Genomic DNA, 21,438 nt, shown 5'->3' on the forward strand with positions numbered 1-21,438 from the left:
CGGCGAGGCGGTCATCCGGTGACGCTTCTATCGGACAAGGGGCCGGTCACACTCGGGAGGTCTGTCTATGGGCATGGCGCGAGCAGCCCGCTCTCGGACATCACGGCTTCGGCGCATGCTGGGCCGGCGCCAAGACTGGCGGCTGAAGGTCCCCAACATCCGCATTCTGCGGCCCCACTTCGGCTGGATCGGCCCGATGCTGGTGTTGGCGACAACCATCGCGTCGATCATCGCCGCGTCCGGCGGATCAGGCCCCGCGGGCGATGCGACGGCCGCGGGGCTCACCATTGGCGCTGCGTCGATGGCGCTCATGGCGTGGAGCTTCATTCTGGCCGTGCGCATCCCGCTCATTGAGCCCATTTTCGGCGGTCTCGACAGCGCGTATCGCGTGCATCGGTGGGCCGGCGCCCTGTCGATACCGATGATGCTGTTCCACGCCGGCTCCGCAGAGATCGCAGACGGCTATCTCGAGTTCTCCCGGTCGGCTTCGAACACCGGCCTCACCGTGGCCGGTGTGGCGTTGATCATGGGCATCGCTCTGTTCTTGCTCAGCATCTTGCGGTGGATGCCCTACCGCTGGTGGCGCCTGACCCACAAGCTGTTCGGGGTGGTGTACATCTTCGCGGCCTGGCACATCTACACCGTGGAGAAGCCCTATCAGAACTGGTCGGTGCAGGGGGCCTATCTGAACGTGCTCATGGCTGCGGGCCTGCTTGCGTTCTTGTACCGGGTGATCGGGCGCGACATGATCCGGCGGGGCCTGCGCTACCGGGTGGTGTCGGCAACCAGAGTGGGAACCGCCGTCGATCTGGTGCTCGAGCCGATGGGCAAGGACCTCGACTACCACCCCGGCCAGTTCGCCGTCATCAAAGTCCAGAAACGGGGCCTGTCGGAACCCCATGTGTTCACGGTCGCCGCGCCGCCGGGGTCAGGACATCTGCGGTTCTTCATCCGCCGGCTCGGCGACTGGACCGCCAAGCTCTACGACGCCGACCTCGAAGGGGTAGAGGTGCTCGTCGAAGGCCCCTACGGCACCTTCGAGGCTACCAAGCAGGACGCTCCGACGGTTTGGGTGGCCGGAGGGGTGGGGATCACGCCGTTCCTGTCGAACTCCACGGTGCTGCCCACCGACTCGCACAATCCCCCCGTGCTGTTCTACTGCGTGCGCACCCGAGACGACGCGATGGGAATCGAGCTGCTCGACCGAGCCCACCGCGACGGCAAGATCGACCTCCAGATCATCGCTTCAGCCGACGGTCAGCGGTTCACCAAATCGACGCTGGCCGACCACTTCGGCCCCAAAGGGCTCAAGGGCGGCCACGTCGCACTGTGCGGCCCCAAGAGCCTCATCATCTCGGCTGAGAAGGCCAGCCGGAAACTGGGCGCGGCATCAGTCGAGACCGAGGACTTCGACTTCCGCCAGGGATTCGGCCCCGACCTCCCCGGTCTGCGGCGCGACTGACCAACGGTTGAAGCGATACTCGCCAGAATGGGCGGTCGCCGCGGTCAGCTCAGCCCGACGATCTCTCCGTTTTCGTCGAGGTCGATGCCCATGGCGGCGGGTTGGCGGCCGAGGCCGGGCATGGTGCGCATGTCGCCGCAGATGGGGTAGACGAAGCCGGCACCCACCGAGGCCCGCACCTCCCGAACCGGCAGGGTCCAGCCGGTGGGCGCTCCCTTGAGGGAGGGGTCGGATGAGATCGACAGGTGGGTCTTGGCGATGCACACCGGCAGGTGGCCGAAGCCCGCCGACTCGTAGGTGTCGAGCTGGCGGTTGGCGGTGGCCGAGTACTCCACATCGTCGGCGCCATACACGGTGGTGGCCACCGCGGCGATCTTGTCCTTGAGCGACAGATCGTCCTCGTACAGCACCTTGAACGAGCTGGGCTCCTCGCAGGCTTCGGCCACTGCCTCGGCCAGCTCGGCTGCACCCGCGCCGCCGTCGGAGAAGTGGGTGGTGACCGCACAGCGGGCGCCGTACTCATCGGCGATCTCGGCGATGGCGGCCAGGTCGGCGTCGTGGTCGCCGGGGAAGGCGTTGATGGCCACCACCGGGGTCACGCCGTGGGCCTTCATGTTGGAGAGCTGCTTGCGGAGGTTGTCACCCCCGGCGTGTACCTCGTCGGGATTCTCGGCCAACAGCGCCTCGGGCAGGGGCCGCCCGGCCACGATCCGGTGGTTGCCGGAGTGGGCCTTGAGCCCCCGCACGGTGGCCACCATCACCGCGGCGTCGGGATCGATGCCTGAATAGCGGCACTTGATGTTGAAGAATCGCTCTGCCCCCATGTCCGCGCCGAACCCGGCCTCGGTCACCAAGAAGTCGCCGGTGCGGATGGCGATGCGGTCGGCCACGATGGAGGAGTTGCCGGTGGCGATGTTGCCGAACGGCCCGGTGTGTACCAGGGCGGGGCCGCCCTCCAGGGTCTGCATCAGGTTGGGCTTGAGAGCGTCCTTCAACAGCACGGCCATGGCCCCGGCGGCCTTCAGGTCTTCAGCGGTCACCGGGTCGCCCGCTTTGGTGTAGCCCACCACGATCCGGCCCAGCCGGGCCCGCAAGTCCGACAGCGACGTGGCCAGCGCCAAGGTGGCCATCACCTCGGACGCGGCGGTGATGTCGAAGCCTGATTCCCGGGGGACTCCGTCGAGCCGCCCGCCCAGGCCGATCACCACGTTGCGCAAGGCCCGGTCGTTGATGTCCACCACCCGGCGCCAGGTGATGTTGTGCAGATCCAGGCCTGATTCGTTGCCGTGGTAGATGTGGGCATCGAGCATGGCCGAGCACATGTTGTGGGCCGCGGTCACTGCGTGCATGTCGCCGGTGAGGTGGAGGTTGAACAGCTCCATGGGCACCACCTGGCTGTAGCCGCCGCCGGCCGCGCCGCCCTTGATGCCGAACGTCGGCCCCAAGGAGGGCTGGCGGATAGCGATGGTGGCCCGCTTGTTGATGTGGCCGAACCCCTGGCCCAGGCCAACCGTGGTGGTGGTCTTGCCCTCTCCCAGCGGGGTCGGGGTGATGGCAGTCACCACCACATACCGGGCCCGGGGCCGGTCGGCCAGCGCCTCGATGGCGTCCAGGCTGATCTTGGCCGCGCCCGCCCCGTAGGGCTCCAGCATCTCGATCGGGATGCCGGCTTCATCGGCGATATCGGTCAGCGGTCGGAGATTCGCCCCGCGGGCGATCTCGAGGTCAGAGGGAAAAGACATGGACCCGCCTCTCATGCTCGTTGCTCGTTGTCAACCCCGACAGCGTAGGCGCAATCGCGGTGCTACGGCACTTGGGCGATAAACCAGCGCGTCGATTCGTAGTACGGGGCGGAGTCGTCATACTGCAGCACGCGGGCGAGCACGAACCCATCGCCGACTGTAAGCAAGACGGTTGCCTCGTTGGCTTCGGAAGGATCGAGCCCGAATGCGTCAGCGGCAGACTGCCACCACCAATCAGCACCATCGGCCGACCACCCGAGCCAATGCTCTTCCCCTTCAGGGCTGTCGACGGCCAGCCCGGTAACGTTCCCCACGGGGAATGAGGGCAGCAGTTCTCTGCGAGTGAACGACACCAATCGGTCACCGGTTTGCCCATCTTCAAACACCAGTACCACCGCGTCCATGTCAGCGTTGTCGTGTTCTGGATACGTGAACTCGCAAACAGCTTCCTCATCCGGGCCCGCGCCCTGCGCCCAGAGAACTTCACGCTGGCACTCATAGACCGCGACGCCTGCCGACAGATCCCAAAGGGTGAAGCCTCCCTCAGGCTCGTTGAGCCGTAGTTCGTAGCCGCCTTTGGCAATTCGCTTGTTCGGGAGGGTGAAGAGGTCGGTGCCGGGAATGGTCATCGCGTTGACAGCAACCCCTGAGGGTCCTGCGGTCATAAGGAATGGGAGCGAGTTGTCAAAAGCAACCTTGGTTGTCAGCGTCCCCTCTCGATCAAATCGGTGTAGGCCGTACCCAGTTCCCAACCAGACTGTCCTCCACAGCGATCCGTCGGGGCCAAGCGCCGCGGGGGTGAAGGTGACAGAAGCAGACTTGCTCTCACTCCAAATGCGGCCATCGGGGGAAGTGAGCGTCGATAGCCGAGCAGGCTCCCGATCGGTTCCGCCCTCAACGTAGAGCTGGAGAGAGAAGCCGGCAGGAGTGCTGAAGCTCATACCGATTCCACCGCCGGCGATCTGGCCGTGAAATTCCGCAACCTGTTCGAAGGCGCCGCCGTCGCTGGCAAAGATCCAGGATTTGAGATTTTCCTGGGTGTCTTCCTCCGACTCGCTGGACATCTCAGTGCTGGAGTCGGGTCCGGCATTCGTGCCCGCTTCCTCGCCCTGGAGCACTATCACCATGTGCTCTCCTGATGTCAATGCCGCGGTGACGAATAACGGGAGATGCTCGTAGGGGGACGGCACTTCGACCGAGCTCGAGGAAAAGTTGAATTCCACCTCAGTCCAGTTCGCCCCCTGATCATCGGAGAAGAAGGCCTGATACCTGGAAAGAACCTCGCTGCCGTTGTCATCAGGTTCTCCCGTCGCGGGGCGGGGCTCAGCGCCGAAGTCGTATCCCGCGACCAACCAGCGGTCACCGGACAAATCATGGGAGAGCGGTGACGCGCCCTCCGGCATCGGCACCTCAGACCAATCGATGCCGTTCTCGGTGATCAGGAACCGGTAGCCAGGCTCCGTGCCGTCGTAGTCTTCGCCGAAGGCCTTGACGAGGATCCGGCCGTCGCCGAGCGGTTCGAGAATCCCCAACAGGGCATCTTCGTCGAAGCCGGGGTCGAACTCGGTCCATTCAAGCACTGGCCCAGTGGAGGCGCTTCCCGGTCCGGTGACGTGGATGTCGTTATCCGACCCGTCGCGGTCCAACAACTGCCAAGTGCCGAAACCGATAGCGAGCAGGGCGAGTGCCGCGATGGGGGCTAACGACTTCCAGCGACTATGTCGGACCTTGGCCGGGCTCTCGGCCTGGTCCTCGTCTGGGGATACATCCACAACGAGAACGTACCTGCCTTAAGGCGACATGGGTGGGCGGTCTTTGGAATCGGCCGATCGCAAGAGCACGCAGTGACGGAGGCTCACCATGACTGACTTCTTCGACACCGTTGACGAGATCCGGGCCCGTTATTCCGAGCAACTACAGCAATCGTTCCTATTTCAATCGGGCCGGTAAGGCCCGCCTATGGGAGAGTGTGAGCATGTCCAGTGATCAGACGATGCGCGACATGATGGCCAACCTGCCCGTGCCAGAATTCGAGTCCACTCCGTGGGCGACACCGCCGCCTTTGGCGGAGGCCACGGTGGCCATTGTGACCAGTGCGGGTTTGCACCGGGCCGATCAGGACCGCTTTGAGGGCCGAGGCGACGTCAGCTATCGGATGCTCGACCGGGGTGATCGGGAGCTGATCTTGGGCCACTGGAGCTCGAACTTCGACCGGGCTGCGTATGTGGCAGACCACAACGTGGTGTACCCCATCGACCGCTTGGAGGAATTGGCCGCCGACGGGACCATCGGGGCAGTGGCGCCTCGCCATGTGGCATTTGCCGGCAACCAACCCGACACGGTGTCGGAGGTGCGTCTGGACACCGGCCCGGCCGCAGCGGCCGAGTTGCGGGCCGACGGGGTGGACGTTGCCATCTTGACCCCGGTTTGACCGCTGTGCACGCGCACCGTGTGTGTGCTGGCCCACGTACTGGAAGATGCCGGGATCGCCACGGTGGTGCTGGCGTCGATGCGTCCGGTGGCCGAGCGGATGAGCGTCCCCAGGGTGCTGTACTGCGAGTTTCCCCTGGGTCGCCCGTTGGGCATGCCCGACAACGCCCAATTCCAACACAGCGTGCTCGCCGCAGCATTCGACCTGCTCCAAGCTCCTTCGGGTCCAGTGCTCGTGGACTATCCCGAAGTAGTGGAAGCGGTGGAGACGCCACTGGCCTGTGCGCTGCCGCCCCGCTATGACCCCGATATCGCGCCGTCAATTGATGAGGCCCAGGGTCTGCGGGCCGCCTACGACCGGGCGGTGGCCCGGCGGGGCGCCACCGAGGTGGGCCGGGCCGTCGACGCCGACGGCGTGGCCGCAGCGCTGGCCGACCTCGAGCGGGTGGCGGCCGGAGAACACTGGAAAGAGGTGTACGGGCCCCGGCTGGACACCATCGCCATCGCCCACGACATCCGGGCCTACTACCAGGAGGCCGCCCTGGAGATGGCCAGCGGCCCGCCACCGGGTGCACGGCAGGCGGAAGCCTGGTTCTACGAGGAGACTGAGGCGGGCAAGACCTTGGCTGCCGCTCGGGACGCCCTCACCGAGCAAGAGGCCCCCAGTGGCATCACGTTCTACATGCAGCCTGTGGGGCGCTGAGTTCTCAGCCCACCGCAGGCAGCGGATCGCCGATGCGAGCGAAGCAATCGGCGGAGGTCGCCCCCATGAACGCGGTCCTCACCTCGTTGTCGAGCTCGTCGAGAGCGGGGCGATACAGCTCGATCGGGTCGGCATTGCCCTCCTGATGGGGGTAGTCGGAGGAGAACACCACCATGTCGGGCAGCGCGGCCAGCACATCGAGGGCGTCGGTGTCGCCGAATCCGGGCAGGGGAGTGAGCCGCAGGTTGCGGCGCAGCATGTCCTCGCCGCTCGTGGGCCAGGGCCAGTCGCCTAAGGACGGCGACGACAGGCACTGGCGGGAAAGGGTGGCCACATACCAGGGGAGCCATCCGGCCCGCATCTCCTCTACTAGCACGGTGAGCTTGGGGAACCGGTGGAACACCCCGCCGAACAGCATGCTGGCGATGAGGTTCTGGGCGGCGTGGAGTCGCTGGGTGTTGGCCAGCCGGATCAGTCCGCCGATGCCGGCCCCGTCGGGCAGGTCCCAGCCGATGTCAGCCCACTTGGAGAAGTCCGACTCGGTATTACCCACGTGGATCACCGCCACCATGCCCAAGGAGGTGGCCGCGGCCCACACCTTGTCCCAATCGGGGTGGCCGGGCGGGCCGCCAGCGGGCGCACCCCGGCAGGTGTAGAGGAAGAAAGCCCGGGCGCCTCGCTCCCGGCACCGCTCTAACTCAGTCACCGCATCGTCCAAGTCTGAGAAGTCAATAGTGGCCACCGAATGGAGCCGGTCACGCTGGTCCCAAAGCTGCTCGGTGAGGAAGTCGTTGCACCGCTGGGCGGCGATCACCCGATCCTCAGGCCGCAGGTAGTCGAGCTTCTGCCAATAGCCGCCGGGGTTCACCAGGCAGTGGTCGATGCCCACCGAGTCCATCCACGCCACCCGCTCAGCCGCGGTGGAGTCATGGCGAGGGTGCAACACCACCGGCCCGCCCGCGTCCTTGGCCCGCTCGAACAATCTGGGCAGCAGCTCTGCCGGGCTTGGCAAACGGTCCGCAGGCAGCACCTGAAGGAGGTCGCCCGCGATGGCGTTGGCCAGATGCGTCCGATTGTCGGGAATCTGATCGGCCCACTGCTTCATGGGGTCAACCCCCGCCGAATCCCCTGTGATCTCCCAGTGGGTATCCACATCGATGATCATTCGCTGAGTCTATGGGGCAGCCAGCATCCCCGCTCTCAGCCCACCCTGGCGATGAACCAGCGGCTGATAATGCGGCTGATACTCGGGTAGTAGGAGACTTCGACTAGCACAAAACCATGACCGACTACTACCTCCGATAGCGAAATGTCGATATAGCTGTAGTCTTGGCCAAACGCATCGGCCAAGGTTTGCCATTCCCAGTCGGCACCGCTCGTTGTCCATCCCACCCAGATCTCCGGCTCATTGAATGATGAGAACGGGTACTCAAGAGCTTGACGCAGTTCCTCAACAGAGAATGTCACCAAGTCTGCGCCAGTTTCCGGATCGGCAAATGCGAGTAGGTATGATTCGGCGCCGTCAGTGCCAGGACTCACCTCAAGCGCAGGTTTGTCTGGGTCGAATGTCGGTACATCAGGCTCGGGGGAGTCTCCCACGATGAGTCGAATGCCATCGGGCATTTCTTCATGCTGTGGAGACAAGACCTCAGGTCCAAATTTGTAGAGCGCGACATCTGCATCGAGGTCCCACAATGCGAACCGGTAGTGAAAGACGCCCGTGTCGACGGAGCGGAGTTCGTAGCGTCCCTTCGCCATTCGAATGCAGAGATTTGGCTCGTCTTCATGCGTCGCTTCGGCGAAGACACCAGAGGGACCAACTTCTGGAGCCGTCACATGCAAGATTCCTTCATCCGTTTTTACAGATGGCCGCAGGTCCCCGATGCAATCGGGTTCCTCGACCAAGAACGGCCCCTCATGCTGGCTAATGGGCCAATCGCCGATCTGATCCCCAAGATCGGCTATTTCGGCAAAGGCATCTTCAAGGGCTGGATTACCGGTTGGGTCTTGAAGGGCTTCGTCGCTAACGGGAATCTCCTTCCAACTCGTACCGTCTTGCGAAGCAACCAACGCCGGCCCGTCTGGCGTATCCCTTAGGACGTAGAAGCTGTCATCTGAACTCCACGCCAATTGAGTGTCTCCAAACTTCATTGGGTCATTACGCCACGGGAAATCAGCAGGTTCAAGAAGAGCGCCGCCCTCGCTCACAAGCACCAGGGTCAGTACTTGACCAGACTTATCGAAAATGGTTTTGAGTTCCTCTTCGGTCATTTCGAAACGCTCGACATCATTTGAGCCCGATCTTTGGAACATGACTGCTTCACCATCCAGTTCTGCCATTTGCAAAGAATCCCGTTCTGGAACAAGCCCGCGTGAGACCACCAGTGACGCGGCATCTGGCAAAAGGAGAGTTGGTACAAGAGCGGCCATGTTCTGACCCGAGACCAGAATAAGGCTTATCCACGAGTGTCTTGTGATGCCCGGCAGCTCCGAAACGGGACCAGCGGGCAAAGTCAAGTGCAGTTCCGTCCAGTTCGCCCCCTGATCATCAGAGAAAAATGCCTTGTCGTCTCCGGCGACCATCCACCGGTCACCTGAAATCTCAACCAGGTCTGAGATATCGACTTGGTCTGCGCCGATCCCTGCTGGTAGGGGAACTTTGGTCCAACTGGCTCCCAGGTCATCGGAGAAGAAGACCTGGTCTTCGTCGCTAATCAGCCAGCGCTTTCTCCAAAATTCGACCTGGTCTGGACTGACGCCGGATGGCAGGGGAAGAAGCTCCCAGTCTTCCCCGTTCTCTGTGACGATTATTCGCTTATCCGTTGGTGATGCCTGGGCCATGACGCGTCCATCAGGGAGCAGCTGCGGGTCGGTGAGATCAACGAGAGGCAGTCCATTTATCTGTTCCAGATTGAATTGAGACCACTCCAGACCAAGCGCGGTGAATGTCTTCACCGGAGCAAGTTCGACACTGTTGTCGGACGCACTGGAATCTGGAACAACAGATGGAGTTGATGCAGGGGGCAGGGTCGTTGGCTCTGGCGGAGGTGAAGGCGCGGCAGTTCGTGAGGCGGTCGGAGCAGCAACGGGAGGGTTCAAGAGAGCGCTATCGAGGGTGCCGGTTGCTTGCTCAGTCGCCTGAAAGTCATCCGGTTTGCCGCACCCTGTGATTGCGCCGGTCGCCAACACGCTCAGAATGGCCGCGACGGCCCAGGCTGAGTGTGTCAATCGGTCAAGGTTTCTACTCACTAAACCTTAAACACCTTTCAACGGTGGTTGGTTCCGTGGTCCGCGACCTTGCATCACTCCACCCTGGCGACGAACCAGCGAGGGGGTGAGGGGGAGGTGGTGGTAGTGAGGTAGGCAGAGGTTGAATCGGACTGGCTGTCGCCGACTCCGATCGGGGCGTCTTCGCCGAAGTCAGAGCCGAGAAACTCATAGGTCTGAACCATGGCGATCACGAAGTCGTGCCCCACAGCCACTTGGACTTGGGTGAATGAGTTGTCGTCAGGGGTGCTTTCGGGTAGGCCGAATGCCTCTTGGGGGGTCTGCCATTCCCAGTCGGTGCCGTCCGTTGACCAGCCGATTATGAACTCGTCGGGGTCGTATTCGCTGTAGGCGGCCGAGACCTCTTCCGTGACTGCGGCCGCCAACTCTTCACCGGAGAAAGCCACGAGCTCAGCTCCGGTTTCGGGGTCGTGGAATACCACATTTGAGCCAGAGGCATCCTCGACTTCCGACACTCCCTGGAACTCACCCTCACTTTGGAGAGTCTCAGCATCGAATACATAGACGGCTGAGTCCTCGTTCAAGTCCCAAAGCGTGATGCCGCCTTCGGGCTGGTTGTACCGGAGCTCGTAGCCGTTTTTCTCGATGCTGATGTCGGGCAAGGTGAAATCCCCGCCAAGCTCGTCGTTGGGCGATGCCGGCCCTCCCACCGCGGCAACCCCCGCAGGTCCGACGGCCAGATCAGGCATCCAGCCGATGCCGTCGGGCAGCGTCAACACTTGATCTGACCCGAAGACCCCTTCAAAGCGCTCGAGTTTGAATCTCCCGTCGGTCGGATCAGCAGTCCAGAGCTCGTTCCGCGCGCTGTCGGTGACGTGAACGTCAACAATGGTGCTGCTCCATTGGCGGCCATCGGGGGAATGCAGCAAGTAGTCCTCGGCGGCGGGGCCAGAAATGATCAGGTGGAATCCATCAGATGCCCCGTGGCCACCGGTGTACCAACCCTGGAATTCGGCAACCAGCTCGGCTGGCCCACCGTCGCTCAAGAAGAGGTGGACATGCTTCTCACTCGGCTCGTAGGCCATGTCATCATCAAGGGCTTCGTCTAGTTGGGGTTGCCAGGTGTCGCTCTGGACCGCCGCCACAATGAGCCTTCCGGCCACGATGGCGTTGCCGATCCAAGCCGTGCCATCGAACGGGCCAAGTTCAACCGCCAACTCAGTCCAATTGGATCCTCGGTCGTCGGAGAACAGAATCTGGGTGCCGGGAGCTTCTTTGGTTGGATCCCGTCCTAGGATCAACCAGCGTTCGCCGGTGATGTCGACACTCCAGGGGCTGAATCCGTTGGGAATGGGAAGCGCAGCCCAGTCCACCCCGTTGTCGGTGACAAGCACATTGTTCACAACGTCGGGACTGGCGGAAACGGCAAGCACGCGACCGTCTCCGACCGATTCGAGTTCTAGGGACTCATCCACATCGAGGTCGAACACTCCGCTGAGGTCGACCTCGGTCCAAACGAGCCCCGATTCCTGAGAAATGTCCAATTGAGCAGATTCTTGCTCTGGAACAGCCGGGGTCCCGGCGACAGGCGCAGCGGTTGGCGCCTGAGAAGGAACGGGGGTCAGTTCGCTGGACACGATGACTTCGTTGGGTTCCGACGAACTGCACGCGGTGATCCCGCTGATCGCGATTGCGATCAGCGAAGCAACGCCAACTGCTGTCCGCAGGGCATACCGGGTTGAAGTTGCGATCACCGGACACAAGATGCCACATCTATGTCGGATCTATGCAGCAGGGTGGTGTACGGCACTGTGGGCGGTTGGTGCGGAGGGGGAACGCACCAACCGCCCACAGTCGTCCCGCCGTCAGCCGACTCGGGCGATGAACCAGCGGGGAGGTTGGGGGGTGAGGGAGACGGCTCCGTCGCCGTCGCTGGGGGTATCGGAGGGCACGGCCTCGTAGGTTTCTACCTGGGCAAGCACGAAGTCTGTGCCGACGGCCAGATCCACGTTGGCGTGCTTGGTGTCGGAGTCGGCGAGGTTGAAGGCATCGGAGATGGCCTGCCAGCCCCAGGCGGAGCCGTCGATTGACCAGCCCACCCATCGCTCGGATTGTTTGGGCTGGATTGACGGCGGGGTCGGCTCATTGTCGGGATCGGGCAACGACTGGCGCAGCGCAGCTTCCAGGTCGGCCAAGTTGAACGTCACCAAGTCGTCTCCGGTATCCGGGTCTTCGAAGATCAAATGGCTGCTATCACCGCTCTCGTCTTCGACCGGACGAAAGCCCTCAGGCGGGGTGTTGCCGTGGAGAGCTTCGTAGTCAAACTCATAGACCGGGGCGTCCTCGGCCAAGTCCCACAGGGTGAAGCCGCCCACCGGCTCGTTGTACCGAAGCTCATAGCCGCCCTCGGTCAACCGCAATGCGGGAGTATTGCCGAGATCAGGGCGGTTTCCCGCCTCGGCTGTGACCGCGATGCCCGCGGGGCCCGCTGCCAACCGGTCGACATGGCGGATTCCGTCGGGATACACGGCAACCAGTGGAGGGGCATAGACGCCTTCTGAGCGCTCAGCCCGGTAATCGCCGCTCGTTTGGCCCGCAGTCCAGATGGTTTGCTGGTGCGAACTGGAGTAGGTGTAACTCTGCCAGATGGAGACACCGTCTCCATCAACCAGAGGTGACTGGATCCATTGGCGGCCGTCGGGGGAGGTGAGCAGCCACTCTCCCTGGTCGTTGATCAGTGTGAGGTGGAATCCATCGTCGGCGCCGTAGCCCGTCGGGGCCCAGCCCGGGTATTCGGCCACCAGCTCGGCGGGGCCACCGTCGCTGAAGTAGAGGCGGACGTGTCTCTGGGTTCCCCCATAGAGCAGGTCTTCCTCCTCAGCGGTCAGCTCGAACGACTCGGGAGCCGACGACTGGTCTCGGGCGAAGCTCACCGTGTCGCTCTCCACGCTTATCCACCCCTGGATCGACTCTCTGTCGGGGACCAGGCCGCGACCTACGATCACCGAGGCGATGTCAGGGCGAGTGCGGTTTATAACGGCCACCACCATGTTCTCGCCCGACACTAGAGCCGTAGCCACAGATGCGATCTCATTCTCGGTGGCGGGACCGAGCGGGAGGTTCAGATCGGTCCAGGTGGCGCCCTCATCATCGGAGAACAGGGCTCGGATGGTTGAGTCGGCCTTCCCGAATATGGGCCATCCGGTGACCAGCCAGCGGTCGCCGACGATGTCGAAGTGCTCCAGGGAGAAGTCCGGCGGCACGGGGACCACAGTCCAATCCGCACCGTTCTCCGAAACCATCACCTGGTGGATCACCTGGCTGCTCTCGGGGCTGTAGACATCGACCAGCACCCGGCCGTCGCCCACCGTGTCGACGCGGCGAACGAAGGAAACATCAGTACCAAACACGGAGGCCGGATCGAACTCCGTCCATTCGAGCACCGGCCCAGTGGACAAGCTCTCCGGGGTAGCCGGCCCGGTGCTGTCGGGGGGCGTGTCCGGGGGCTCGTCGATCGGGGCTGCGGTGGGTGCCGGCTCGGAGGTGATCGGGGACTCGTCAACCACAATCACCTCAGTGGGCTGGCCGTCGTCCAGCGCATTCCAAGTCGCGAATCCACCGGCCACCAAGGCGATGGCGGCCGCGATGCTTACCACCGTCCGGCGGGTGTTGCGAGCCTTGGCCCGGGCGGCAGCCCGTTCGGCAATCGAGGACACCGGCGGCCGGGCGGCCGGGGCATCGACGCGTCCTCGGATGGCGGAACCAAGAGCCTCGCCGAGGGCCTGATCGTCGGCTTCGGTCAGATTCTCAGGGGTGCGACGCTCGTCGCTCATTGCTCGACCACCTTTCGCAGCTCGGCCAATCCTCGGGAGGTGGCGCTTTTCACCGTGCCCGGCCGTACCCCCATGGCCTGGGCGATCTCCTTTTCGGTCATGTCGGCGTAGAACTTCAAGACAAGGGTGGTCTTCTGCCGGGGTGATAGCTGGTCGAGGGCATCAAGGAGATAGTCCTGATCCTCGGGCTGAGGGGGAATGAACGGCCGAAGGCCGATCCGCCGCCTCACCTCCCGCTTTCGCAACTCGCTGCGGGCGCCGTTCACCACTACGGTGCGCAGATAGCCGCCAGGCTGGTCGAGACGGCTCCAGCGCTCGTACACCTTGGCGAAGGCGTCCTGCACGATCTCCTCGGCGACCTCCGGTGCGTCCACCAGCCCTCGGGCCAGCCGGACCATCGGCTCGTATTCGTCCCGGTACAAGTAGTCGAAGCTGGCCAGCGCGATGGCTTCATCTACTGGCGAGGTTTCCGGGGAAACCGACAGTTCGCCTTCGGGAACTTCTGAAACCATCCAAGAGATAGTCTTCATCACCTCACAACGACGCCCGGTGATGCTGTTTGGTTCCTTGTGTCGCGGCGCGGGGCGCAAACCGATGGGGAGTGGGCCAGTGGTGCGGTGTTGCTGCCGGCCGTGCCAGGCCGGAAATGCCGTTAGGCCGCGACGGCGTTCTTGAGCAGGGCCTCGTTGGGCTCGTTGGGAAGCTGGTCGAGGGGGACGGCGATCTCTTCGTAGGTCGGGCCGTGCTGGGCGGCCAGCGGGGCCAGGGCATCGAGATTGAAGCCGTAGAGGTCGGCGGCGTTGCCGGCCAGGATTTGCTGGAGCTCAACAGCGTCGGTGTCGCAGAACACCTGGCGCAGGTGCTCGCGGGTGTAGGGGCCGGTGCCCTCGTTGTGGGGGTAGTCGGAGCCCCACATCACCTTGTTCACCCCCAGCACCTCGCGGGCGGCGGCGTCGTCGTGGCCCGGCTGGCTGATGCCCACCCAGCAGTTCTGCTGGAAGTACTCGGTTGCGCTGCGGGGCAGGATATGGCTCTCGTCGTAGCGCATCTCGCCCATGCGGCCGGTGTCGCGGATCTTGGCCAGGGTCTCGTCCATGTGGGCCAAGGCATCCACCAGCCAGGCGCAGCCCTGCTCGGTCATCACGAACTTGAGCTTGGGGAAGCGCTCGAACACTCCCGACAGCAGAAGCTGGTAGAAGGGCCGGTGGGAGTAGAAGCTCACCTCGGTGATGAACAGCAGGTCGGCCACCGAGTACTTGCCGTAGTTGGGCACGCCGGTGCCACCGTGGCTGTTGACGATCACCCCGAGGTCCTCGCAGGCGGCCCAAAACGGGTCGTACGCCGGGTCGTACAGGGGGGAGAGGTCGTCGCAGTCGGGCGGGATGGCCGAGATGAGCACGCCGCCGCGGAGGTTGTTGGCTGCAATGAACTCCACGTCCTTGATGGCCTCGTCCACGTCGTTCAAAAAGGTCTGGCCGATGCCGGCCCGCTGGTCGGGATACTGGGCGCACCAGTCGGCCAGCCAGCGGTTGTGGGCCCGGATACCGGCCAGCCGGTGCTCGAGCTGATCGGCCCGGGGCGGGCGGGCGAACAGGATGAAGCTCGGGAAGAAGGGGGGCACGGTGTTGGGGAACACCACCTCGCCCACCTGGCCGTCGGCGTACAAGTCGCCCAGTCGGCGCTCGTTGTCCCAGTTGCGCACCCGGCCGCCGTCTTGGAGGTCGCGGAACGGGTTGCGGTACTTCTCCCGCCAGGCGTCGAAATCGTCGTGGTACTTCGACTCGAGAAATCCGCGGTAGGTCTCGTGGTTGGCGCCGGCATGGCAGTCAGCCGAGATGATGGTGTAGCGGTCGCTCATTGCACTAGTTTGCCCTCTATGGGAACGTCGCCGGGCATCGTGGAAGGGGAGTGGGACGACCAGCCCCACAACTGGAAAACGTTCTTCAAGCGCTGGCGCCGCAGCAAGGAGTTGTTCCGGCTTGAGGTGGTCCGCACCGAGACCATGTCAGCCGACGATTTCTTCGTAATCGGCCGGCCTACCGCGGGTCGGGTCCTGCGTGCGGGCGACGCGTTGGTGGTCGACATCGGCGACGAACCGGTGCCCACCCGAGTCGTTTCCATCGACCACGCTGCGCAAGGTGACAGCGGCGAGGGCGGCGACGACTTCCACATGCTCCTTGTCCTCAAACTCGACGGCATCGGCCCCGACTCCGGCGTAGAGCCCGGAACCATCATCCGCCAGCCGGGCTAGCTGGTATTCAGAAAATCCCGCAGCGGAAAGACTAGGCCCGCTTCGGCCTCAGCCTGAGATCTACGAAGCGAGGCCAGCAGATCGGGATCGCTCATGATGTCAAGGGTCTCTTCTAAGGACTCGAGATAGTCGCAGTTGACCATCATGAACGAAGGGCGACCATTGCGGGTCACCAGAATCCTCTCACTTTGCCTCTCGACGCGATCAGCCAGCTCTGACAGGCGGTTCCTGACCTCCGAGGACGGCAGAACGGTATTCATCGGCCTCCATTTTGACCCAACCAGTCCCCGATGGCACGCGGGTTGCTCGGTGGTTAGAGGATCCCCATGCCAGCTCGGTCAAATGTCACTGCCGGATGGCATCATGTTTCTTGTTTGAAGGGGGACTCATGGCTGGAGGAACATGGAACGGACGGGACTTCTACGTGGTGCTCGGGCGCACCGATGAGGGAGATTACCGCTGGCCCATAGCTGGCGAGTACGGGCTTCTCAATGCAGGCGGGGGTTCGAGGTACTGGAAGCCATTACAGAATCTCAAGCCAGGACATCGGGTGTTTGCCTATGTAGGTGGTGCCGGATACGTGGGGATCGGCAGAGTCACTGGCGAGATGATCATGGCACGCGATGCAATAGTCGAGGTCGCAGGTGAGAACCTGCCGCTTCTTGCCCAGCCAGAGCTAAGTTCGGAATTCAAGGAGCGAGCACTCTCAGGCGACCTAGACCTAGCTGAAAGGGTCGTCCCGACCAATTGGCTCGTCAAGCGGCCCTTCCATGAGGCCGTTTGGGAGAGAGGAATGTTCGCGTCGCAGTGGATAGCGTGCAAACTTCGTGATGAGAACACCATCGCTGCTGTCGAGTCTGCATTCGGGATCGATCTTTCAACGACCTAATCTGATTCATTGGAATAGACGTCAAGGCCCAACGGTCACAGCAGAACGTGATTTAGCCTTGTTTCTTCTTGTGGGTGCACGTAAATTCGTGAAATTACTCTTGATTTTTGGAAGATAACTGTCACTGACGTTGATATAATCTCATATATGGAATTTGGCTTATACTCTAAAACAAGCCCTAATAATCCCAGTGTTGCTGGGGCCTTCGGGTTTCCTGAATTTTCTGAGGCAGGTGCGGCTGAGTTGCTTGGTTTGATGGGCGAAGCCGATTCATTGCGCCGCCGGGCGGAAGGATATCTCGTCGGTTTGATTGTCCGTTACGGCGAGTTAGAGGGCTGGAATGCTGCGGCGTCGGTGTGCCATCAATTCGGTGTCGGCGCTTACAAGGCCCGCCAGTTGGCGAAGACCGCCGAGGCTCTTATCACCATGCCTGATGTGCTTGGTGCGGTGCAGCATGGGCGCATCTCCGCTGACCAGGGTGGGATGGTCGCACAATCGCATAAGCGGGCGCCGATGAGCGGGCAGGATCAGCAAGAACTCGTGACGCTGGGAGGTTGGCAGGGCCACGACGAGTTCAAAAAGACAGTCGCAGCCCGAGAAGACCAGCGCCGCGCGGATGACGGGATGAGCCGCATCGAACGCCAAAGGGCCCGCCGCTCGGCAAGAGTGTTCAACACCAGCGGCGGCATGGTCATCTTGCACGCCGAGTTGGACGAGATCGCCGGAGACCGGGTCAAGACCGCCCTCGGCGCTATGAGCACCAAGATGCTCATCGACGACACCGCCCACGACCCAGTGCGCACCTTCGAGCAGCGCAACGCCGACGCCCTCGTCGCGCTCATTACCCAACAACCCGCCGAAGCGCCGATGCCAAGATCTGAAGTTGGCGGTTGCGCCACCCGGCCACAGAAGACGGTGCTGGTGGTGACCGCAGAATACGACGCCATCGAGAGCCGGCTCATAAGCGCAGGGCTGGCAGACGGTTCGCCCATAGACCTCGACGAACTCCGCCGCCTGGCCTGCGACGCCGAGATCATCCCCATGATCTTCTCAGCCGACGGCCAGCCCCTCTATGCAGGCCAAGCCCGAAGGTCGGTGACCAAAACCCAGCTATTGGCCCTGTACCGTCGAGATCGGGGCTGTGTCGGATGCGGCATCAGACCCCAGACCTGCGACGCCCACCACATCCAACCCTGGGAGCACAACGGACCCACCAACATCGACAACCTGGTGCTTCTATGTCCCAAATGCCATAGAAAAGTCCACAAACACCGCCACACCATCGAACGCAACCCCCAAACCGGCAGGTACACACTCCAACCCCCCACCCCCAGCCAGCCACCCACCACCACGAGAACCGCCCCCCGAACGGCAAATCGCTGCTTGAGGGAACTACGGCGTCAATGGCCGCCAAACACCTGAGTGCCTACGGGGCTGCGGCACCCGCAAATTCGCATTCGACTTCTTGACTTCTCCTGAGCATCCGCCCAGTTGGCTGGATGCGTTGTTTGTGAGACTGGTTGTCGTCGGGATTACACGCGGTAGACGTGGACGTTGTCGGCGTGGGCGGCTAGTGCCCGCATGTCGGAAAGGTCGCCGGTGAGTACTGCACCGCCGGGCTCGGCGAGGGCGACCACGATGGCGTCGACCGCCGAACCCCGCTTGGCCAGAGCACGGAGCTCGCCTGCTCGTCGCGCCGCCGACCGGGGCACTCGCTCGTCGACCTCGCACAGCTTGATGAGCCGGCTCACGGGCACATCAGTTCGGGGATGTCCTGAGAGCGATTCGGCGAGAACCACGGTGGGCACGGTTGGAGGCCAAGCCAGCGGGAGAACACCCCAGGATCGCGTTGATCAGAAACTGGGGAAGTGATCTTGTCATGTTCTAAACGTGATCTCAATGTGTGCTAGAACCGGAAGCCGAATAGGAGGTTCTAGTGAAGCGGAAGAAGTGGTGGGTCGTTTTGCTCTGCGCGGTTGGACTGTTCGCCTTTGGTGCGACAATCGCGGGCACCGTGTACGAGGACGGAGACAAGCCGTCTAAGGCAATAGAGAAAAGCCCGGCTGTGGAAGCGGTGGATGTGGCCGTGGAGTCGTATGCGTTGGAGTACTCGGTGTCGCAAGCTGAAGCCAGCCGCCGCCTAGGACGTATTGAGGCGATCCAGGAGGCTCTGGCATCGATTCGCGGTCTTGAGGCAGCGCGGGTTGCGGGGTGGGGTATCGACCACCGTGGCGATTTCGAGGGATGGGTGCTGCTCACCGGGGATGGGCCCGCGAGCGCAGCTACGGCGGCTGTGGCCGATGCCCACAGCGATGTGGAGATCCGCACCGGTGCCCAGCACAGCTACGCTGAGCTCCTGACCGCTCAGCGCGGCCTTTCAGAAGAGCTCTTCGCGGCTGAACTATCTTCCGCCAACAGCGGCGCAGTGGGCAGCACCGGCCAAGGAACGCAGACCGGACCTGGTGTGCCTGGGACCCCCGGCGGGCCGGGCGAAACCGAGGGCGGCGGGATTGACGCTGGTTTGGCCAACGTAGTCACCTTCTTGGAGCCCGACATGGCGGGCAATGCTATTCGCGTCGGCATAGACCCCGGCCTCGCTCCTGAAATCGGCCCGCTGGCCACAGTATCTGAACTGACTTTCGAGCAAAGCAAGGCTGTGGTCGCGGAACTGCTCGACGATCACATCGAAGTGCCCTTCACCGTCGCCGACGGCCGCGGCCTCGTCCTAGCGGCGAACTTCCAAGGTGGCGAAACAGCGGGTCCATGCACTTCGGGGTTCACGGCCCGGCGAGCCCGCAGCGGCGGCTACGATTACGGCGTCATCATTGCCGGACACTGCAATTTCCCTGGCCCAAATGACACCCTATCGGTGAACATGAAGCGTGTCGTGCTGCCGTTTGTTTACGGCTGGCTGAGCGCCACCGCTGACGCCCAGTTCCACCGCATCCCTATTCCTTCCAGCGGATCTCACTATGTGGCAGACGACTACTTGTGCCGCCAAGCTGGCAGTTACCCAAACCCCTCTTGCGACGTCACCGGAACCACACCCCGCGCCGAAATGCCAGGCGATTATGTGTGTCACACTGGCAGGAACAGCGGGATATCCTGCGGCAGGGTCGTTAGCATCAGTTTCACGCTGGGGAATATATGCCTCGACTCCGCTGGCGCAGATACGGTCTGCGACTCAGTGTTCGTCAGGGCGCACGGCCAATTTCTGAGAGGCTGCGGTGGGGACAGCGGGGGACCAGTCTATAGGGGCGGAAGAGCCTACGGGATAACGGCGGGTGTTACCGACGAAGACGATTGCGATTCGGGTGGTGAGTCAGTTGTCTTCTCTGGTATCCGGGAGGTCGAGTCCTTTCTGGATGTGGAGGTGCTCACCCAGCCGGTCACACTGAACGCGCCGTGACGGTTCCTGGTAGCTCCTAGTGACTCGGCGGGATCAACACCGCAGCAAAGAGCACACACCGCAACAAGAGATACGCGACAACAAGACGCGCTCGGCGCGGAGCCGCGCGGCTCGGCGCCGCGGGAGTGCGGTGCGGTGCGGGGTTGTGTTTGTATGTTTGGGGTTGGCTGTTGCAGGGTGTTCGTCTAGGCCGCAGAGGCGTGTGGAGCAGCCTTCGGCCACCTTGTCGGCGACATCCGAGGCTGACCGGAGCAGTACGGAACGACCTCACGTGGGAACCGAGGTGACGGGTCAAGAGGGTAGCGGGTGGGATGGTGGAGGTTGGCTGCGGCCGCAGTTGGCGGGAATGTACGTGGGCCACCCCGAAGATCTTGGCTTAACTGAAGGATGGTTGCATGCGGTCTTATCGATAGAGCCGCCTTGCGTATACCTCACCCATATCTCAGAAGAGTTCGTGTACGACTCGTTGGCGAAATGGGAGGGAAGGCGCCTGGCGCTATCGCTGCCCTATCCCCAGATCCGCTTTGATGAGAGCAACCAGACGCTGTGGATTCAGTGGCCGACTCGACCGAAACTGTGGAGCTACGACATCCCGATCGCCCACGGAGACCGAGTCATTGCGGCCCCAACAGTGGTTTTCGACACGATTGGCGGCAAGGAGCCCCACGATCTGCATCTTTTCTGGGATGTCTGCCCCGCCCACGCCGTCGCCGTGGCTGACGGTGGTTTGACGTCCGTGGAGTGGCTTTGCTCAAAGAAACCGCCAGAGTGGAAATGGCACCAGGGGCAAGACCTTGAGCCCATCTGCGTGGAGGACACGAGGCCAAGGAATCAGCGAGAGCTGTTAGAACAACAGGGACTCGCACCTGTAGTCGAACCGCCCGCCGCCGGCTGGGAGCCCGGCGACCCACCACCCGTTGCAGAACTGGATCCGCCTCCGTTTTGGGACATGCATCCGTACCATCCCGACATGGAGTTGGAAGTAGCCAAGCTGGTGGGGATACTGACTATCGAACCCACGGGGCAGGACGACTACTGGTCACGGTTGTGTGCGTACTTGTACCCCATAGCGGCCTCGGGGCAGCGAACGCCGCTATGGGGCGACTCCTGGAAGTACACCGGACCCGACGGCCAACCGCTCGCCGTACGGTTGGATCTGCCCTACCCCCAGGTCCGCTTCGACGAAGACACCGGGACGCTGTGGAACGGCGCCATCGGCCCCATGGCCACCGGAGACCGGGTCATCGTCGACCCGATAGCCCCGCCCGACTTCAACGACAACGGCCACGGCAACTTCAAGCAGCCCCATGAAACCCAGATACACCTCTGCAAAAGAGCCGGCGCGAACACAACCGTGCTGGACATACAACCCGTCGAGCACTACTGCACACACGACCCGCCGGCCAGACACAAGAGCCAATGCGAACAGGCGATGAGCCTGCGCGATCAGCCCGAGTCCAATCTGACACTCCCCCAGTAAGCCCCAGAAAA

General features: G+C 62.9%; 18 protein-coding genes. 8 read left to right on the forward strand and 10 right to left on the reverse strand.

Going from position 1 to position 21,438, the window contains the following annotated elements:
* Positions 1-67: 67 nt before the first annotated feature.
* Positions 68-1,462: a ferric reductase-like transmembrane domain-containing protein gene (locus tag ACOGI7_RS05820; RefSeq protein WP_419850968.1), complete on the forward strand. Its 1,395-nt coding sequence runs from the start codon at positions 68-70 to the stop codon at positions 1,460-1,462.
* Positions 1,463-1,506: 44 nt separating this feature from the next.
* Here ACOGI7_RS05820 and ACOGI7_RS05825 read toward each other — a convergent pair whose 3' ends face one another.
* Positions 1,507-3,204 carry a formate--tetrahydrofolate ligase gene (locus ACOGI7_RS05825; RefSeq protein ID WP_419850969.1) on the reverse strand — a complete coding sequence of 566 codons (1,698 nt, stop codon included), beginning with the start codon at positions 3,202-3,204 and terminating at the stop codon, positions 1,507-1,509.
* A gap of 62 nt (positions 3,205-3,266) precedes the next feature.
* Entirely contained in the window at positions 3,267-4,784 is a 1,518-nt protein-coding gene (locus ACOGI7_RS05830; RefSeq protein ID WP_419850970.1) for a hypothetical protein, read from the reverse strand.
* A gap of 395 nt (positions 4,785-5,179) precedes the next feature.
* On the opposite strand from ACOGI7_RS05830, the gene ACOGI7_RS05835 reads away from it, so the two are divergent.
* Both ACOGI7_RS05835 and ACOGI7_RS05840 read left to right on the forward strand, forming a co-directional pair.
* On the forward strand, positions 5,180-5,635 hold the full coding sequence (locus tag ACOGI7_RS05835) for a glycine/sarcosine/betaine reductase selenoprotein B family protein (RefSeq protein WP_419850971.1): 456 nt from the start codon (positions 5,180-5,182) through the stop codon (positions 5,633-5,635).
* A 24-nt stretch (positions 5,636-5,659) separates the two neighbouring features.
* On the forward strand, positions 5,660-6,337 hold the full coding sequence (locus ACOGI7_RS05840; RefSeq protein ID WP_419850972.1) for a hypothetical protein: 678 nt from the start codon (positions 5,660-5,662) through the stop codon (positions 6,335-6,337).
* A gap of 4 nt (positions 6,338-6,341) precedes the next feature.
* Here ACOGI7_RS05840 and ACOGI7_RS05845 read toward each other — a convergent pair whose 3' ends face one another.
* From ACOGI7_RS05845 to ACOGI7_RS05870, 6 genes are all read right to left on the reverse strand, one after another.
* Positions 6,342-7,502: an amidohydrolase family protein gene (locus ACOGI7_RS05845; protein WP_419850973.1), complete on the reverse strand. Its 1,161-nt coding sequence runs from the start codon at positions 7,500-7,502 to the stop codon at positions 6,342-6,344.
* A gap of 35 nt (positions 7,503-7,537) precedes the next feature.
* Positions 7,538-9,523: a WD40/YVTN/BNR-like repeat-containing protein gene (locus ACOGI7_RS05850; RefSeq protein WP_419850974.1), complete on the reverse strand. Its 1,986-nt coding sequence runs from the start codon at positions 9,521-9,523 to the stop codon at positions 7,538-7,540.
* A gap of 116 nt (positions 9,524-9,639) precedes the next feature.
* Positions 9,640-11,109, reverse strand: coding sequence for a hypothetical protein (locus ACOGI7_RS05855; RefSeq protein ID WP_419850975.1), 1,470 nt, complete (start codon positions 11,107-11,109; stop codon positions 9,640-9,642).
* A 321-nt stretch (positions 11,110-11,430) separates the two neighbouring features.
* Positions 11,431-13,398, reverse strand: coding sequence for a hypothetical protein (locus tag ACOGI7_RS05860; protein ID WP_419850976.1), 1,968 nt, complete (start codon positions 13,396-13,398; stop codon positions 11,431-11,433).
* Positions 13,395-13,910 (reverse strand): SigE family RNA polymerase sigma factor, encoded by a 516-nt coding sequence (locus ACOGI7_RS05865; protein ID WP_419850977.1) that lies wholly within the window; start codon positions 13,908-13,910, stop codon positions 13,395-13,397. The genes ACOGI7_RS05860 and ACOGI7_RS05865 overlap by 4 nt, the downstream gene beginning before the upstream one ends.
* 140 nt (positions 13,911-14,050) lie before the next feature.
* Positions 14,051-15,256 carry an amidohydrolase family protein gene (locus tag ACOGI7_RS05870; RefSeq protein ID WP_419850978.1) on the reverse strand — a complete coding sequence of 402 codons (1,206 nt, stop codon included), beginning with the start codon at positions 15,254-15,256 and terminating at the stop codon, positions 14,051-14,053.
* An 18-nt stretch (positions 15,257-15,274) separates the two neighbouring features.
* Between ACOGI7_RS05870 and ACOGI7_RS05875 the strand changes: the two genes are divergently transcribed.
* Positions 15,275-15,649, forward strand: a complete 375-nt coding sequence (locus tag ACOGI7_RS05875; RefSeq protein ID WP_419850979.1) for a hypothetical protein — start codon at positions 15,275-15,277, stop codon at positions 15,647-15,649.
* Here the strand turns inward: ACOGI7_RS05875 and ACOGI7_RS05880 are convergent.
* Positions 15,646-15,909: a type II toxin-antitoxin system Phd/YefM family antitoxin gene (locus ACOGI7_RS05880; RefSeq protein WP_419850980.1), complete on the reverse strand. Its 264-nt coding sequence runs from the start codon at positions 15,907-15,909 to the stop codon at positions 15,646-15,648. The two genes, ACOGI7_RS05875 and ACOGI7_RS05880, sit on opposite strands and share 4 nt — an antisense overlap.
* Positions 15,910-16,037: 128 nt before the next feature.
* Between ACOGI7_RS05880 and ACOGI7_RS05885 the strand changes: the two genes are divergently transcribed.
* The gene (locus ACOGI7_RS05885; protein WP_419850981.1) at positions 16,038-16,538 is read left to right on the forward strand and encodes a hypothetical protein; all 501 of its coding nucleotides are present in this window, start codon (positions 16,038-16,040) and stop codon (positions 16,536-16,538) included.
* Positions 16,539-16,793: 255 nt separating this feature from the next.
* Entirely contained in the window at positions 16,794-17,960 is a 1,167-nt protein-coding gene (locus tag ACOGI7_RS05890) for a DUF222 domain-containing protein (protein WP_419850982.1), read from the forward strand.
* A gap of 110 nt (positions 17,961-18,070) precedes the next feature.
* Here the strand turns inward: ACOGI7_RS05890 and ACOGI7_RS05895 are convergent, their stop codons facing one another.
* Complete coding sequence (locus ACOGI7_RS05895; protein WP_419850983.1) at positions 18,071-18,346, reverse strand: hypothetical protein; 276 nt, start codon at positions 18,344-18,346, stop codon at positions 18,071-18,073.
* A gap of 128 nt (positions 18,347-18,474) precedes the next feature.
* On the opposite strand from ACOGI7_RS05895, the gene ACOGI7_RS05900 reads away from it, so the two are divergent.
* Positions 18,475-19,947 carry a hypothetical protein gene (locus ACOGI7_RS05900; protein ID WP_419850984.1) on the forward strand — a complete coding sequence of 491 codons (1,473 nt, stop codon included), beginning with the start codon at positions 18,475-18,477 and terminating at the stop codon, positions 19,945-19,947.
* Between the two features lie 454 nt (positions 19,948-20,401).
* Positions 20,402-21,427 (forward strand): hypothetical protein, encoded by a 1,026-nt coding sequence (locus tag ACOGI7_RS05905; protein ID WP_419850985.1) that lies wholly within the window; start codon positions 20,402-20,404, stop codon positions 21,425-21,427.
* Positions 21,428-21,438: the final 11 nt, after the last annotated feature.

The organism is Candidatus Poriferisocius sp. (genome assembly GCF_965204145.1).
GTDB lineage: Bacteria > Actinomycetota > Acidimicrobiia > Acidimicrobiales > Bin134 > Poriferisocius.

Excerpts from the sequence above, each read along its gene's own strand:
- ACOGI7_RS05820 (WP_419850968.1), top strand. The coding sequence starts at position 68 with ATGGGCATGGCGCGAGCAGCCCGCTCTCGGACATCACGGCTTCGGCGC.
- ACOGI7_RS05825 (WP_419850969.1), bottom strand. The coding sequence starts at position 3,204 with ATGTCTTTTCCCTCTGACCTCGAGATCGCCCGCGGGGCGAATCTCCGA.
- ACOGI7_RS05835 (WP_419850971.1), top strand. The coding sequence starts at position 5,180 with ATGTCCAGTGATCAGACGATGCGCGACATGATGGCCAACCTGCCCGTG.
- ACOGI7_RS05845 (WP_419850973.1), bottom strand. The coding sequence starts at position 7,502 with ATGATCATCGATGTGGATACCCACTGGGAGATCACAGGGGATTCGGCG.
- ACOGI7_RS05860 (WP_419850976.1), bottom strand. The coding sequence starts at position 13,398 with ATGAGCGACGAGCGTCGCACCCCTGAGAATCTGACCGAAGCCGACGAT.
- ACOGI7_RS05865 (WP_419850977.1), bottom strand. The coding sequence starts at position 13,910 with ATGGTTTCAGAAGTTCCCGAAGGCGAACTGTCGGTTTCCCCGGAAACC.
- ACOGI7_RS05870 (WP_419850978.1), bottom strand. The coding sequence starts at position 15,256 with ATGAGCGACCGCTACACCATCATCTCGGCTGACTGCCATGCCGGCGCC.
- ACOGI7_RS05875 (WP_419850979.1), top strand. The coding sequence starts at position 15,275 with ATGGGAACGTCGCCGGGCATCGTGGAAGGGGAGTGGGACGACCAGCCC.
- ACOGI7_RS05880 (WP_419850980.1), bottom strand. The coding sequence starts at position 15,909 with ATGAATACCGTTCTGCCGTCCTCGGAGGTCAGGAACCGCCTGTCAGAG.
- ACOGI7_RS05885 (WP_419850981.1), top strand. The coding sequence starts at position 16,038 with ATGGCTGGAGGAACATGGAACGGACGGGACTTCTACGTGGTGCTCGGG.
- ACOGI7_RS05890 (WP_419850982.1), top strand. The coding sequence starts at position 16,794 with ATGGGCGAAGCCGATTCATTGCGCCGCCGGGCGGAAGGATATCTCGTC.